This is a genomic window from Pseudomonas sp. JS425, assembly GCF_018223845.1.
In the GTDB taxonomy this organism is placed as follows: domain Bacteria; phylum Pseudomonadota; class Gammaproteobacteria; order Pseudomonadales; family Pseudomonadaceae; genus Aquipseudomonas; species Aquipseudomonas asiatica.
On record NZ_CP073661.1, the window covers coordinates 3,849,942 to 3,864,935 of the forward strand.

A 14,994-nucleotide genomic window follows, 5' to 3' on the forward strand; every position below is an offset into this window, starting at 1 on the left:
CAGCCCTTTGGGCTGCGCTGTCGCACAGATAACTGAATTCGCAAGCGATCCTCGTACCCTGTGGGAGCGGCTTTAGCCGCGAAGAATCCAACGCGGTGCATGGCACCGGCTGCGCCGGTGTTCGCGGCTAAAGCCGCTCCCACAGGGTCCCTGCTAATTCAATAAGTTATGTGCAGTTCTATGAGAGCGGCCTTGCGTCGCGAAAGGGCTGCAGAGCAGCCCCGGCAATTTTGGTAGTGACACCAACGTCTGGGGCCGCTTTGCGGCCCTTTCGCGACACAAGGCCGCTCCCACAAAAACGCTTGAACTCCCTCAGAGCACCCGCTTGATGAGCGGCTCCAGCCGGCTGTAGCGCAGCCGCCGCAGGAACCTGCGCACATCCTTGGGGTGCTCGGCCTTGGCCCCCAACTCCTCTGCCGAGCCGATCTTCGGCGCATGCCGGCGCAGCTCGGCCAGCTCTGCTTCCCGAGGCCCCAGCCATTGCCCTTGCGGGTCATCGATCAGCAGGCCGTTCTCCAGGTCCAGATTGAAGCCGCGCGGATTCAGGTTGTTACCGGTCAGCAACGAATAGCGTTGGTCGACCCACACGCCCTTGGCATGAAAGGTATGCCCGGGGTCGTTCCAGATCCGCACCTGCAGCTGGCCGCTGGCAATCGCAGCGTGGCGACGTCGAGTGAAGGCGCGCAGGTTGTCTTCGTACAGGTAGGGCAACGCGCCGCTGGCGCTGAACGGCTCGCCGGGGGCGATATAGAAGTCGTTGGCCGTGCGATCACCAACGATCAGTTCCACCCGCACGCCACGCGCCAGGGCATGGTCGAGTTCGCGCATCAGCACCCGGGGTGGGTTGAAATACGGCGTGCTGATGATGACCTGCGTGCGTGCCGCCGCCAGCAAGGCGCACACTGCACGGTTCAGCGGGTTGCCACGGCCCACGCCCAACAGCGGGATAACCCGCAGGCCCTGCCCCGCCCCGCTGGCCGGTGCCTCATAGGCCATGCGTCGCAGCCGCGCGCGCAAGCGCCGGATGTCGCCGCGCAGGCTGCGGGTGGAGGGTGGCGCCGGCAGGTCGAGGCGCGGTGTGGCGGTGTGGTGCAGCAGGCGACGCACCAACCCGACCATGGCGTCGGCCAGCGCTGGTGACTGGAACAGGTGGTAGCGGTCCAGGCGGTAACGGTCGAAACGGTGCAGGTACACGTTGTTAAGGCTGGCGCCGGTGTAGATCACGCAGTCGTCGATGATGCTGCCCTTCAGGTGCAACACGCCAAACAGCTCGCGGGTCTGCACAGGTACGCCATGGATGACGATATCCAGCCCATGGTGCTGGCGCTGGGCCTGGTACCAGGCGGCGTTACCCGGCTGGCGCCCGGCGCCCAATAGACCGCGGCGAGCACGGAACCAGTCGACCACGATGGTGATTTCCAGCCCGGGCCGCGCGGCCTTGGCCTGGTACAAGGCATCCAGCACTTCCTGGCCAGCCTCATCTTCCTGCAGGTACAGCGCAACGATGACGATACGCCGGGTTGCGGCGCGGATGCGCTCGAGCAGGCAGGCGCGGTAGGCCTTGGCATCGGGCAGCACCTGGATCGACTCGGCCGACATGGCGTAGCCTGGCAATGCCGCCAGCATGGATTCGGGGTTCAAGAACGATCACCTTCTGTGTGCAATCACTGTCGTCCATCAGCTTGCACAGGAAGTTTGAAATGGTCCAGCCCCCGGATAGCATGGGGCTGCTTTGCAGCCCTGTCACGACACAAGGCCGCTCCTACAAGCCAGCGCCGAATCCACATGCGGCGCCGAACCTTTGGGAGCGGCCTTGTGTCGCGATAGGGGCGCAAAGCGCCCCCATTTCTGACGAAGCTATTTCAGGTCAAAACGATCCAGCTCCATCACCTTCTCCCAGGCGGCCACGAAATCCCGCACGAACTTGTCACCACCATCATCGCTGCCATACACCTCGCTCAACGCCCGCAACTGGGCATGGGAGCCGAACACCAGGTCAACCCGACTACCGGTCCACTTCACCTGGCCGGTCTTGCGATCACGCCCTTCGAAGGTTTCGTTATCCGCCGAGGTCGGCTTCCACTCAACGCCCATGTCCAGCAAGTTGCGGAAGAAGTCGTTGCTCAGGGTACCGACCTTGTCGGTGAACACGCCCTGTTGGCTGCCGCCATGGTTGGCGCCGAGCACGCGCAGGCCGCCGATCAGCACGGTCAGTTCCGGCGCGGTCAGGGTCAGCAATTGGGCCTTGTCCAGCAGCAGTTTCTCGGCCTTGACGCTGTAGCGGGCCTTGGTGAAGTTGCGGAAGCCATCAGCCAGCGGTTCCAGCACGGCGAACGACTCGACGTCGGTCTGCGCCTGGGAGGCATCGACACGCCCAGGGCGGAACGCCACGCTGACGTTGTGCCCGGCGTCCTTGGCAGCCTTTTCCACTGCGGCGCCACCGGCCAGAACGATCAGGTCGGCCAGGGAGATTTTCTTGCCACCGGCATTGAACTCGGCCTGGATTTTCTCCAGCGCCGCCAGCACCTTGCCTGTGCCCTGGTTCGCCGCCCAATCCTTCTGCGGCGCCAGGCGCAGGCGGCCACCATTGGCCCCGCCACGCTTGTCCGAACCGCGGAAGGTCGACGCCGCTGCCCAGGCAGTGGCCACCAACTCGCCAACGCTCAGGCCCGCCGCCAGCACCTTGGCCTTGAGCGCGGCAATGTCCTGCTCGCCTACCAGCGGGTGATCCACTTTTGGCAGCGGGTCTTGCCACAGCAGCTCTTCGTTGGGCATTTCCGGGCCCAGATAGCGCGCCAATGGGCCCATGTCGCGGTGGATCAGCTTGTACCAGGCGCGGGCGAAGGCGTCCGCCAGCTGGTCAGGGTTATCCTTGAAGCGGCGGGCGATCGGCTCGTAGATCGGGTCGAAACGCAGCGCCAGGTCGGAGGTGAGCATGGAAGGCGCGTGGCGCTTGGCCGGGTCATGGGCATCCGGCACGGTGCCTGCCCCCTTGCCCTCCTTCGGCCGCCACTGGTGGGCACCAGCCGGGCTCTTGGTCAGTTCCCAGTCGAAGTTGAACAGGTTGTTGAGGTATTCGTTGCTCCATCGGGTGGGGGTGGAAGTCCAGGTCACTTCCAGGCCGCTGGTGATGGTATCGCCACCCTTGCCGCTGCCGAACTTGTTGGCCCAGCCCAACCCCTGCAGCTCCAGGCCTGCTGCTTCCGGCTCGGGGCCGACGTTGTCGGCAGGGCCGGCACCGTGGGTCTTGCCAAAGGCGTGGCCACCGGCGATCAGCGCCACGGTTTCTTCGTCGTTCATGGCCATGCGGCCGAAGGTGTCACGGATGTCCTTGCCCGAGGCTACCGGGTCGGGGTTGCCCTCCGGGCCTTCCGGGTTCACGTAGATCAAGCCCATCTGCACGGCGGCCAGCGGGTTTTCCAGGTTGCGCTCGACCTCCAGGGTACGGCCCTGCTCTTCGGGGCGCTTGGCCGGTTCCGCCACCAGGTCGCCCTTGCCGGGCGGCTGGGCCTTGCCGTAGCGGGTGTCACCGCCCAGCCAGACCTTTTCCGAGCCCCAGTACACATCTTCGTCCGGCTCCCACACATCGGCACGCCCGCCGGAGAAGCCGAAGGTCTTGAAACCCATGGATTCGAGGGCGACGTTGCCGGTGAGCACGATCAGGTCGGCCCAGGAAATCTTGTTGCCGTACTTCTGCTTGATCGGCCACAGTAGCCGCCGGGCCTTGTCCAGGCTGACGTTGTCCGGCCAACTGTTGAGCGGGGCGAAGCGCTGCTGGCCAGAGCCTGCACCACCCCGGCCATCGCCAATACGGTAGGTACCGGCGCTGTGCCAGGCCATGCGAATGAACAGCGGGCCGTAGTGGCCGAAGTCGGCGGGCCACCAGTCCTGGGAGTCGGTCATCAAGGCGGTCAGGTCTTTCTTCAGCGCCTGGAAGTCGAGGCTCTTGAACGCCTTGGCATAATCGAAATCCGGGTCCATCGGGTCGGATTTGGAGGAATGTTGATGAAGAATTCTCAGGTTGAGCTGGTCAGGCCACCAGTCACGGTTGGTGGTGCCGCCACCTGCGGTTTGATGGAACGGGCATTTCGATTCGTTCGACATCTGCGGGTACCTTTGGGTCGGTTATCCAGATTTCCGGTCTATGCCAGGTGTTCTTTCAGCCGAGCGCGTGGGCTCGTGCTACCCCTCATCAGGTCTACACGGGGCTTGCGAAGCTGTCATGACGGGGTTGGCGTGGTCTTGCACACAGGTGCTGACATGCCGCCCGCTGGCAGAATTCGCGGGGCCAGGGGAAAGACTAGCCGAGCTTGGGCAGAGTTCTAATAGAGTGCCTATTGAGGGGCGATAGCTTGGCTCTGTCAGGTTCGTGCCCGCGAACAGGCCGGCACATCCATACAAGGCAACCAAGCTGCCCGCATGCTCCAATACAACGCCAACCCTTCCAACCCGGAACCCGTACCCTCATGAATCGCAACGACCTGCGCCGCGTCGACATGAACCTGCTGGTACTGTTCGAAGCCCTGATGATCGAACGCAACCTGACCCGGGTCGGCGAAAAGCTGTTCATCACCCAGTCCACCGTCAGCGCCGCCCTCGCCCGCCTGCGTGAGCTGTTCGACGACCCGCTGCTGATCCGCAACGGCCGGGCCATGGAGCCCACGCCACGGGCCATGCAGATCTTCGCCGAGCTGGGGCCGGCCATGGATGTGATTTCCGCCGCCATCAGCCGCGCCCGCGAGTTCGACCCGGTCAACAGCTGCAACGTGTTCCGCCTGGGCCTGTCGGACGATGCCGAATTCGGCCTGTTCCCGGCCCTGCTGCAGGCGCTGCGCGAAGAGGCCCCGAATATCAGTGTGGTGGTGCGCCGGGCCAACTTCCTGCTGATGCCGGGGCTGCTGGCCAGCGGCGAAATTTCGGTGGGCGTAAGCTACACCACGGACCTGCCGGCCACCGCCAAGCGCCGCAAGCTGCGCAACATCGGCGTGCGGGTGCTGCGCGCCGATGATCGCCCGGGCCCGCTGACCCTCGACGAATACTGCGCCCGCCCGCATGTGATGGTGTCGTTCTCCGGTGACATGAGCGGCAATATCGACCTTGACCTGGCACGCATCGGCCGCTGCCGCAAGGTGGTGCTGGCGGTGCCGCAGTTCGGCAGCCTGCGCGCCCTGCTGCGCAACACCGAGCTGATCGCCACGGTGCCGGACTATGCCGCCTGCGCTCTGGCCGACGACGGCAGCCTGCGCGCCGACCCGGCGCCGTTCGACATCACCGAGGCCGAACTGTCGATGGTCTGGAGCGGTGCCCAGGACAATGACCCGGCCGAGCGCTGGCTGCGCGAGCGCATCCTGCAGTTCATGGCCACGCAGTGATGCATCGACCTCATCGATAGCCACCATGAATGCCATCAAGTTCCGCTGCGGCCAGCCCGGGCGGAAGATGGCAGCATTCACCGATTGATGAGGCCTCCCATGAAAACCGGCATGATCGCTGCCCTGCTCGCCTTGCTGGCCGCCCTTGGCGGTTGTGCCAGCCCGGCAGCTACCGACACGCAGCCTTACGGGCACTTCTATTCGGCCACGGCCATTTCCAGTGTCGCCCTGGCCCCTGGCCAACGGGTGGCGGTACTGCTGGGGCGTGATGCCGAAGCAACCCTCGAATACCTCAGCAGCCATCGCACCCAGGCAGGCGCACCGGCCCAGGGCCAGCGTGCCCCTGTTGCGACCCTGGGCAGCGAAAGCCAGGCGTATGACTGGCTGGCGCGGTCACTGGCGCAGCAGTTTGCCGAAGTGACTTTCTATGACGACCTGGACACACTGCTGGGCGACCACCCGGACGTGATCGTGCTGCTGGACACCGAAAGCCGTTTGGCCAGTGCGGAGATCGAAAGCCGGGTAGTAGCGCGCTTTTTCGATGACCAGCTGACCTATATCGGCCGCGCTGAGGGGCGGGCCCGCAAAAGCCTGGGCGATGTGGCGAGGGTGGTCGAGGATGAGCGGGCGGTGCAGGCGGATGCCTTGCGCGACTTTGACGACTCATTGCAGGCGTTGTTGAAGGGTCGCGTTTGAGGGCCCCTTCGCGGGTGAACCCGCTCCCACAGGTACAGCGCCCTGTCCGCGGACTGCGCTGTACCTGTGGGAGCGGGTTTACCCGCGAAGAGGCCACTACAGGTTGTCACTTACCCCGCTGCATCCACGCCGCCCCCAGCCCGCTGAGGCAGATCACCGAGATGCCCACCAGGCTCAGGGTGTCCGGCACCTGGCTGTAGACAACCAACCCAAGCAACCCGGCGAACACGATCTGGCAATAGCTGAATGGCGCCAGCAACGCAGGTGCCGCATGGCGGAAGGCCTGGGTCAGCAGCAGGTGCGCTGTCATGCCAAAGCCCCCCAGCGCCAGCATCAGCAGCGCATGGTCCCAACGCGGCATCTCCCAGAAGAACGGCACCAGCGCACTCATCGCCAGCGTGTTGCACAACCCCGCATAGAAGTTGCTGGTGGTCGGGCTGTCATGCGCGGCCAGGATGCGCGTCAGCAACTGATAGAAGCAGAAGCCCAGCGCCGAACCAAACGGATACAGGATGGCCGGGGTGAACATCGCCCCGCCCGGGTGCACCACCACCAGCACGCCGATGAAGCCCATCACCACCGCCACCCACTGCCCCACCGTCACCCGCTCCTTCAGCAGTGGCGCCGACAGCGCAGTGACCAGCACCGGGGCAAGGAAGTTGACCGCCGTGGCCTCGGCCAGTGGCAGGTACTGCAGGCCTGTGGTGAACAGCAGGCTGGTACTCAGCAGGCTCAGGGCGCGTAACGTCTGCAACAGAGGGCGGCGAGTGCGCAGCACGTTGAGGCCGGCCTTGGGCAGGAAGATGCCGGCCATCAGCAGCGTGTGCACCACATACCGCGCCCATACCACCATGATGATCGGGTACAGGCCGCCGAGGAACTTGGACAGGGCATCGTGACTGGCGAACAGGAACGTCGCCACCACCACCAGGGCGATGCCGCGCAGGGGTTGGTTGACTCCGGACAGCGGTGTGCTGGAACTCATGGCACTCTCGATGACGGCGCGGCTGGATGCGGCGCCCAGGGAAGGCCGCGCAGGCATAGCCTGGCGGATGCAACAGCTCGAATTTTAGGGAAGGTCTGAAAAAGACTTCCCGAATCTGGTGAAATACGCCGATCCCGCCAGCCGAGTTTTTCCATGAAGCAGATGACCTTCGCCGACGCCGAGTACGCCGGCAAGCGCAAGCAGACCCGTAAGGAATTGTTCCTGATCGAGATGGATCAGGTGGTGCCGTGGAAGGGATTGATTGCCCTGATCGAGCCACACTACCCAAAGGGTGAAGGTGGTCGTCCAGCCTATCCGCTGATGGCCATGTTACGTATCCATCTGATGCAGAACTGGTTCGGCTACAGCGACCCGGCCATGGAAGAAGCGCTCTACGAGACGACCATCCTGCGTCAGTTCGCCGGGCTGAGCCTGGAGCGCATTCCCGACGAAACCACCATCCTCAACTTCCGTCGTTTGCTGGAGAAACATGAGCTGGCAGCCGGCATCCTCGGCGTAATCAATGGCTACCTGGGGGATCGCGGCCTGTCGCTGCGCCAGGGCACTATCGTCGATGCCACACTGATCCACGCACCCAGCTCGACCAAGAACCAGGACGGCAAGCGCGACCCGGAAATGCACCAGAGCAAGAAAGGGAACCAGTATTACTTTGGCATGAAGGCGCACATCGGCGTGGATGATGAGTCGGGGCTGGTACACAGCGTGGTAGGCACGGCAGCCAACGTGGCGGATATCACCCAGGTCGACAAACTGCTGCACGGTAACGAGAACGTCGTCTGCGCCGATGCCGGCTACACCGGCGTCGAAAAGCGCCCCGAACATGCGGGCCGCGAAGTGATCTGGCAGGTCGCAGCACGCCGCAGCACCTACAAGAAGCTCGATAAACGCAGCGCCCTGTACAAAGCCAAGCGCAAGATCGAGAAGGCCAAGGCACAAGTGCGAGCGAAGGTCGAGCACCCGTTTCGAGTGATCAAGCGCCAGTTCGGTTACGTGAAGGTGCGCTTCCGTGGCCTGGCCAAGAACACCGCTCAGCTGGTGACGCTGTTCGCGCTGTCGAACCTATGGATGGCGCGCCGACATTTGCTGACTACCGCAGGACAGGTGCACCTGTAATGCGGAAAATGGCTGCTGCGAGGTGCTCGCGGCGGCCAAAAACGGAGAACTGAGCGGGTTACCTGGTCGATTTTGATCGACGGCCCGCTTTCAAAAGCAGCAAGGGCTGAAGTCGACCGGAAATACAGGGTTACTTCAGACCTTCCTTAGAAGAGATGCCGAAGAATAAGGAAGTTCAATCGCCGCCAGCCAAGGCCGACTGCAATTTCTGTTCGCTGATCGACCACTTTCCGCCCCACGCGCATGGCCCGTGCCGTGCTGATCGCCGACCATCGAATGCGAACCCTGCACACCCTACAAGGAATTTACATGCAAAGGCTCACCACCCGTAACGGCCTGGCCCTGCCCGCGATCGGCCTGGGCACCTGGCCAATGACCGGCAGCGAGTGCACCCAGGCCGTGCGCCAGGCGCTTGAATTGGGTTACCGGCACATAGACACTGCCACTGCCTATGACAACGAAGCCGCCGTCGGCCAGGCACTGCGCGACAGCGATGTACCGCGCGAGCAGATTCACCTGACCACCAAGGTATGGTGGGATCGCCTGGCGCCCAAGGCCATGCGCCAGTCGCTGGAGGACAGCCTGCGCGCCCTGGGTACCGAGCAGGTCGACCTGTTCCACATCCACTGGCCCAGCCAGGACTGGGACCTGGCCCGCAGCATCGAAACCCTGGTGGCCCTGCGTGACGAGGGCAAGGCGCGCAGCATCGGCGTGGCCAACTTCCCGCTGGGGCTGCTGCGCCAGGTGGTGGAAACCCTGGGCGCGCCATTGTCGGCGATCCAGGTGGAATACCACGTGCTGCTCGGCCAGCAACCGCTGCTGGACTATGCCCGCCGCCACGACCTGCTGCTCACCGCCTACACCCCGCTGGCCCGTGGGCAGGCGGCGGCGCAGCCGGTGATCCAGGCGATCGCCCGCAAGCATGGCGTACTGCCCAGCCAGGTGGCGCTGAAGTGGTTGCTGGACCAGGACGGCGTGGCGGTGATCCCTAAGGCCGGCAGCCGCGAGAACCAGCTGGCCAACCTGGCGGCGTCGAACGTGCAACTGGATGACGAGGACCGCGCGGCGATCGCCGGGTTGCCGAAGGACCAGCGGGTGGTGAGCCCGGCGTTTGCGCCGGACTGGGACAGCTAAGCCTTGATCAAGCCTTGAAAGCTTGCACGGCCCATGTGGGAGCGGGTTCACCCGCGAACACCGGCGCAGCCGGTGCCAGCCACCGTGTCGCCTGCTTCGCGGGTGAACCCGCTCCCACACGTACTGCGCCGGGCCGATCGGCTGCGGTGATTCTGCAGGCCCGCGCAAGGGCACTATGCCGGCGTCACGACCTGCCTCAACCGCTCGCTCGCCGGTGCCGGCCGCCCGTACAGGTAACCCTGGAAGTGCGAGCAACCCTCCGCCACCAACCGGCGCATCTGCTCCTCCGACTCCACCCCCTCAGCCGTGGTCTTGATCATCAGGCTGTTGGACAGGTCGGTAATGGCGCGAATGATCGACATCGCCTCGCGGCTGTCGCACATGTCATGCACAAACGACTTGTCGATCTTGATCCGGTCGAACGGGAACGAACGCAGGTAGCCCAGCGAGGAATACCCGGTACCGAAATCGTCCAGCGAAATGGACACGCCCAGGTCCTTCAGTGCACGCAGGGTACGCACGTTTTCCTCGCTGTTGCCCAGCAGCACCGACTCGGTGACCTCCAGTTCCAACCGCTGTGGCGGCAGGCCGGAGTCGGCCAGCGCCAGGGCCACGGTGTGCACCAGGTTGGCATTCTTGAACTGCACCGCCGACAGGTTGACCGACACCGTCTGCTCGCTGTCCCAGCTGGCCGCCTCCTGGCAGGCCAGGTTCAGCGCCCGGGTGCCCAGTTCGTGGATCAGCCCGGTTTCCTCGGCGATGGGGATGAAGTCCATGGGCATGACCATGCCACGGGTCGGGTGCTCCCAGCGCAGCAACGCCTCATAGCCGGTAACGCTGCTGGTCTGCTGGTCGACCACCGGCTGGTAGTGCAGCTGCAACTGGCCCAGGTGCAGCGCAGTGCGCAGGTCGGTTTCCACCAGGCGGCGCTGGCGGGCGGCGACGTCCAGTTCGACGCTGAAGCGCTCGTAGCGGTTGCGACCGTTGCGCTTGGCCTCGTACAGCGCCATGTCGGCGTAGCCCAGCAGTTGCTCGGCCTGGTCGCTGTCATCCGGCGCAATGGCAATGCCGATGCTCACCCCCACCGTAAACTGGTGCCCCTCGATCTGAAACGGTGGGCAGATCGCGTTGATCAGGCGCTGCGCAGTGTTGCATGCGGCCTCCCGGCCTTCCAGGCCAGTCAGCACCACCGCAAACTCGTCGCCGCCCAGGCGGGCCAGGGTGTCGTGCTCGCGCAGCTCGCGGCGCAGACGCTTGCCCAGCGCGCGCAGCAGCTTGTCGCCAAAGGCGTGGCCCAGCGAATCGTTGATGTTCTTGAAGTTGTCCAGGTCCAGGCACAGTGCGGCGGTCAGCTTGGCGTGCTCGCTGTCACGCAACAGGGCCTGGCGCAGGCGTTCGTTGAAAAGGGTGCGGTTGGGCAGCCCGGTCAACGCATCGTGGTGCGCCATGTGGTGGATCTGCGCGTGGGCGGCCAGCTCTTCGGTGGCATCTTCGGCAACGAACAACACATAGTCGGCCTGGCCTTCACGGTTCTGGCTAAGCAAGGTGCGGCTGCGCAGGGTGCGTGGGCCACAGGCCGTGTCGACCCGGGTTTCGGCAGCATGCCCCTTGGTGCTGCGGGCGCCACGGGCCAGTTGCTGTTCCAGGTAAACGGCAACGCCCGGTGCCAGGCACTCGCCGGGCAACTGCCCGATCATGCTGCGCTGCGGCCCGCCGAACAGGCGTTCGGCCTGCTGGTTGGCCAGCAGGATGCGCTGGCTCTCCAGGTCCTGGACAATGACGCTGGCGGGGATGTTGGCAATCACCGAATCAAGGAACTGCGACAGCTTGGCCATTTCCTGGCTGTACTGCTCGGCCAGCTCCTTGGCCTGCAGCAGTTCCAGCTCTTGCCGGTGACGCTCGGAAATGTCGCGGGTGACCTTGGCAAAACCCACCAGTTGCCCGGCATCGTCGTACACCGCGTCGATCACCACATGGGCATGGAAGACCGTGCCGTCCTTGCGCAGGCGCGAACCGATCTCTTCGAAGCGCCCGGTGCTGCGGGCCTGCTCAAGGTTCAGCGCCGGCAGCCCGGCGGCGCGCTCGGCATCGGTGTAGAACAACGAGTAGTGCTTGCCGACGATTTCCTCGGCCAGGTAGCCCTTGGCGCGCTGGGCGCCGGGGTTCCAGTTGGCGACGATACCTTCGGGGGTGAGCAGGTAGAAGGCATAGTCCACCACACTCTGGATCAACAGCCGGTACATGATGTCGGGGCTTGCGACTAGCGACATGACTTTTACCTGGGCCTTCGAAAGGCATGAAAAGGATTGGTGGCATTATGCCTTCGATGACGACTTTGTGAAGTAGCTCACAAAAAGCCACGATCCCTTCAATTAGCGAACGAAGGCTTGCAACCCCCTCAATGGCGGGCGCCCGCGACCAGGAAATTGAGCAAGCCCGGTTCGTCATCCAGGGCTATGGGCTGCGCCGGGCGCGACAGCTCGGCCAGCACGGCATTGCAGAAGGCCACGGCTGGCATGTCCTGTGCGTAACAGCGCATCAACCAGTCGCCCTCGCCGCCCAGTAGTTGCAATGCCACCGCCCGGCCGATGCCCTGTCGGCGGTACTTTTTCAGGATGAACAGGTCAGCCAGTTCGAACGCGTCGATGCCCGGCAGCTCGCTGCGTTCGACCAGCACGAAACCGGCGATGAAACCGTCTGCCAGCACCAGGTACGCGCCCCAGCCATCGGCCCCCCAGTAACGTTGCAGGTGCTCGTCATGGATATAGAAGCGGCCGTCCACTTCGACGTCTTCCTGCTCCCAGTCCGAGGACTCGTAGGCGTAGAACTGATAGAGGTTGCGAATCAGCGGGGCCTGGTCGGCAGTGGTTGCCAACAGTTCGATGGGCAGCATGGTGAGGGGCTCGGGTAAAAAGGCGGATTCTAGATCAACCGCCCCTGGCAGCAAAAAGCCCAGGCCCTCCCCGCACGGAAAGGCCCAGGCAAAACCAACACAAATACATCACTCATTGATTTAGCAGGCCCCTGTGGGAGCGGGTTCACCCGCGAACACCGGCACAGCCGGTGCCATACATCGAGTCGCATTCTTCGCGGGTAAACCCGCTCCCACAACGACCTCTACAACCGGAGCGATAACATCACTCAGGCCCCCTGCAACGCGCGCGGGCGGTGGCTGCGCGCCTCGGCGTCTGGCGCCTTGGCCGCCTGCAGATGGAAGTCGAACGCCAGCTCGGCAAAGCGCTCACCCTCTACGCCGCGAGCACGCGCTGCCGCAGCATCCTCGACAAAGCGCAGCTCGCCGACCAGCCCGTCACGGGTGGCATAGGCAAAGTCATCCCACAAGTACTTGTCGCCGGCCAGGTTTATCTGCGTGGTCAGGTGCCGGTGCCCGGGCGCAGAGATGAAGAAGTGCACATGCGCCGGGCGCTGGCCGTGACGGCCGAGCAGGTCCAGGCATTCCTGGGTTGGTCCCTGCGGGTCGCAACCGTACCCCGACGGTACGATGGAGCGCGCGCGGTAGCGCCCTTCGGCATCGGTGATGATGCGCCGGCGCAGGTTGTACTCGGACTGGGTAGTGTCGAAGTACGAATAGGTACCCTGGGTGTTGGCATGCCACAGGTCGACGGTGGCGCCGGCCAACGGCTTGCCTTCGGCATCGAACACCTGGCCCTGGAGGAACATCACCACGCCCGGGTCGCTGCCGTCATCCATGCGCGTTTCACCGTGCGCCAGCGGCGCGCCTGCCACATACAGCGGGCCTTCGATGGTGCGCGGGGTGCCGCCAGTCAGGCCGGCCTCGGCGTCCTTGGCGTCCTGCAACAGGTCGAGGAAGTGCTCGATGCCCAGGCCCGCCGCCAGCAGGCCGGCTTCGTTACGGCCACCCAGGCGGTTGAGGTAGTCGACGGCATGCCAGAACTCGTCTTCGGTGATTTCCAGGTCCTCGACCAGGCGTGCAGTGTCCTGCAGCACACGCAGGATGATCTGCTTGAAGCGTGGGTTGCCTTCAGCATGGCCCAGGCCGGCCACTTCCTTGAAGAACGCCTGAACATCGGCAGTGTGGGAAATTTTAACGGTCATCGTGCTTGCCTCATCTTGTTCTTGTCAGGTAGACAGGTGCGACTCAGCGGTCGTCGCTGTGAATCGACGAGGGGTGCCGGCACAGACCGTCTACCTCGATATCCATGTACGGGAACAGCGGCAGCTGCATCAGGGTGTCGTGCAGCGCCTCGACGCTGGGTACATCGAACACGCTGTAGTTGGCGTAGTGCCCGGCAATGCGCCACAGGTGGCGCCAGGTGCCTTCGCGCTGCAGGCGCTGGGCCAGTTCCTTTTCGTCGGCCTTGAGCCGGGCGGCCTTGGCCGGGTCCATGTCGACCGGCAGTTTCACGGTCATCTTCACGTGGAACAGCATGCTGGTATCTCCTTTCTCTGATTTGGCGCAAACACTGTGGGAGCGGGTTTACCCGCGAACACGGGCGAAGCCCGTGCCATCCACCGCGTCGCCTGCTTCGCGGCTAAAGCCGCTCCCACAGGGTTCTGTGTGTGTTCGTTCAGCGGCGGGCGAAGCGCGCCAGGCGCTGTTCGTCCAGGGTCAGGCCCAGGCCTGGGGTACGTGGAATGTGCAGCTGGAAGTCGCGGTATTGCGGCGGCTCGTTGACGATTTCTTCGGTCAGCAGCAGCGGCCCGAACAGCTCGGTGCCCCAGGTGAGCTGGCGCAGGGTCAGGAAGGCATGAGCCGAAGCCAGGGTGCCGATCGAGCCTTCGAGCATGGTCCCGCCATACAAGGCGATGCCGGCAGCCTCGGCGATTTGCGCGGTACGCAGTACGGCCCGCGGGCCGCCGTTCTTGGCTATTTTCAGGGCGAAGATGCTGGCCGCGCCGTCGGCAGCCAGGCTGAAGGCGTCCTCGACGCTTTCGATCGACTCGTCGGCCATGATCGGTGCCGGGCTGCGCTGGTTCAGGCGTACCTGGCCGCTGCGGTTGATACGCGAAATCGGTTGCTCGATCAGGTCGATGCCGTTTTCGCCAAGCACCTGGCAGGCACGGATGGCCTGGGATTCGTCCCAGTACTGGTTGACGTCGACCCGCACGCTGGCGCTGTCGCCCAGCTCGCGCTTGATCGCCACCACGTGCTTTAGGTCCTGGGCCAACGGGTTGGCGCCAATCTTCAGCTTGAACACCCGATGCCGACGAATCTCCAGCATGTGCTGGGCTTCGGCGATGTCCCGGGCGGTATCGCCGCTGGCCAAGGTCCAGGCCACTTCCAGGCTGTCGCGCACGCGGCCACCCAGCAGTTCGCTGACCGGCAGGCCCAGGCGTTTGCCCTGGGCATCGAGCAAGGCGCTTTCGATACCCGACTTGGCAAAGGTATTGCCCTTGGCCAGCTTGTCCAGCTTGAGCATGGCGGCGTTGATGTTGTCAGCCGGCAAGCCAACCAGCGCCGGCGCCAGGTGCGCATCGATGTTGGCCTTGATGCCCTCCGGGCTTTCGTAGCCATAGGCCAGGCCGCCGATGGTGGTGGCCTCGCCGATGCCTTCCACGCCATCACTGCAGCGAACACGCAATACCACAAGGGTCTGCTGCTGCATGGTGTGCATCGCCAGCTTGTGCGGGCGAATGGTCGGCAGGTCTACGATAATTGCCTCGATACGTTCAATCAGCACACTTGTCATT

12 protein-coding genes are annotated in these 14,994 nt (G+C 64.2%); 4 read left to right on the plus strand and 8 right to left on the minus strand.

Annotated features, from left to right (window positions below; translation table 11 throughout):
• Window positions 1–312 precede the first annotated feature (312 nt).
• On the minus strand, window positions 313–1,641 hold the full coding sequence (pssA, locus tag KDB76_RS17865; protein WP_024087315.1) for a CDP-diacylglycerol--serine O-phosphatidyltransferase: 1,329 nt from the start codon (window positions 1,639–1,641) through the stop codon (window positions 313–315).
• Window positions 1,642–1,857: 216 nt separating this feature from the next.
• Window positions 1,858–4,104, minus strand: coding sequence for a catalase/peroxidase HPI (katG, locus tag KDB76_RS17870; protein ID WP_038409788.1), 2,247 nt, complete (start codon window positions 4,102–4,104; stop codon window positions 1,858–1,860).
• A 362-nt stretch (window positions 4,105–4,466) separates the two neighbouring features.
• Between katG and KDB76_RS17875 the strand changes: the two genes are divergently transcribed.
• Window positions 4,467–5,372 carry a LysR family transcriptional regulator gene (locus KDB76_RS17875; RefSeq protein WP_013973059.1) on the plus strand — a complete coding sequence of 302 codons (906 nt, stop codon included), beginning with the start codon at window positions 4,467–4,469 and terminating at the stop codon, window positions 5,370–5,372.
• Between the two features lie 99 nt (window positions 5,373–5,471).
• Window positions 5,472–6,068 (plus strand): hypothetical protein, encoded by a 597-nt coding sequence (locus tag KDB76_RS17880; protein WP_023660812.1) that lies wholly within the window; start codon window positions 5,472–5,474, stop codon window positions 6,066–6,068.
• A 106-nt stretch (window positions 6,069–6,174) separates the two neighbouring features.
• On the opposite strand, the gene KDB76_RS17885 is transcribed toward KDB76_RS17880, so the two are convergent.
• The gene (locus KDB76_RS17885; RefSeq protein WP_015270753.1) at window positions 6,175–7,053 is read right to left on the minus strand and encodes a DMT family transporter; all 879 of its coding nucleotides are present in this window, start codon (window positions 7,051–7,053) and stop codon (window positions 6,175–6,177) included.
• Window positions 7,054–7,206: 153 nt separating this feature from the next.
• Here KDB76_RS17885 and KDB76_RS17890 point away from each other — a divergent pair, with 153 nt between their 5' ends.
• Window positions 7,207–8,187 carry an IS5-like element ISPa16 family transposase gene (locus KDB76_RS17890; protein ID WP_038410028.1) on the plus strand — a complete coding sequence of 327 codons (981 nt, stop codon included), beginning with the start codon at window positions 7,207–7,209 and terminating at the stop codon, window positions 8,185–8,187.
• A 309-nt stretch (window positions 8,188–8,496) separates the two neighbouring features.
• Window positions 8,497–9,321 (plus strand): aldo/keto reductase, encoded by an 825-nt coding sequence (locus KDB76_RS17895; RefSeq protein ID WP_038409790.1) that lies wholly within the window; start codon window positions 8,497–8,499, stop codon window positions 9,319–9,321.
• A 173-nt stretch (window positions 9,322–9,494) separates the two neighbouring features.
• Here the strand turns inward: KDB76_RS17895 and KDB76_RS17900 are convergent, their stop codons facing one another.
• The 5 genes from KDB76_RS17900 to KDB76_RS17920 all read right to left on the minus strand — a co-directional run bounded on the left by KDB76_RS17900 (window position 9,495) and on the right by KDB76_RS17920 (window position 14,993).
• On the minus strand, window positions 9,495–11,591 hold the full coding sequence (locus KDB76_RS17900) for an EAL domain-containing protein (RefSeq protein ID WP_038409791.1): 2,097 nt from the start codon (window positions 11,589–11,591) through the stop codon (window positions 9,495–9,497).
• 128 nt (window positions 11,592–11,719) lie between these two features.
• Window positions 11,720–12,214 carry a GNAT family N-acetyltransferase gene (locus KDB76_RS17905; RefSeq protein WP_013973064.1) on the minus strand — a complete coding sequence of 165 codons (495 nt, stop codon included), beginning with the start codon at window positions 12,212–12,214 and terminating at the stop codon, window positions 11,720–11,722.
• A 248-nt stretch (window positions 12,215–12,462) separates the two neighbouring features.
• Window positions 12,463–13,398 (minus strand): catechol 1,2-dioxygenase, encoded by a 936-nt coding sequence (gene catA, locus KDB76_RS17910; protein ID WP_013973065.1) that lies wholly within the window; start codon window positions 13,396–13,398, stop codon window positions 12,463–12,465.
• 43 nt (window positions 13,399–13,441) lie between these two features.
• Window positions 13,442–13,732 (minus strand): muconolactone Delta-isomerase, encoded by a 291-nt coding sequence (gene catC / locus KDB76_RS17915; RefSeq protein ID WP_013973066.1) that lies wholly within the window; start codon window positions 13,730–13,732, stop codon window positions 13,442–13,444.
• Between the two features lie 139 nt (window positions 13,733–13,871).
• On the minus strand, window positions 13,872–14,993 hold the full coding sequence (locus KDB76_RS17920; RefSeq protein WP_024088025.1) for a muconate cycloisomerase family protein: 1,122 nt from the start codon (window positions 14,991–14,993) through the stop codon (window positions 13,872–13,874).
• Window position 14,994: the final 1 nt, after the last annotated feature.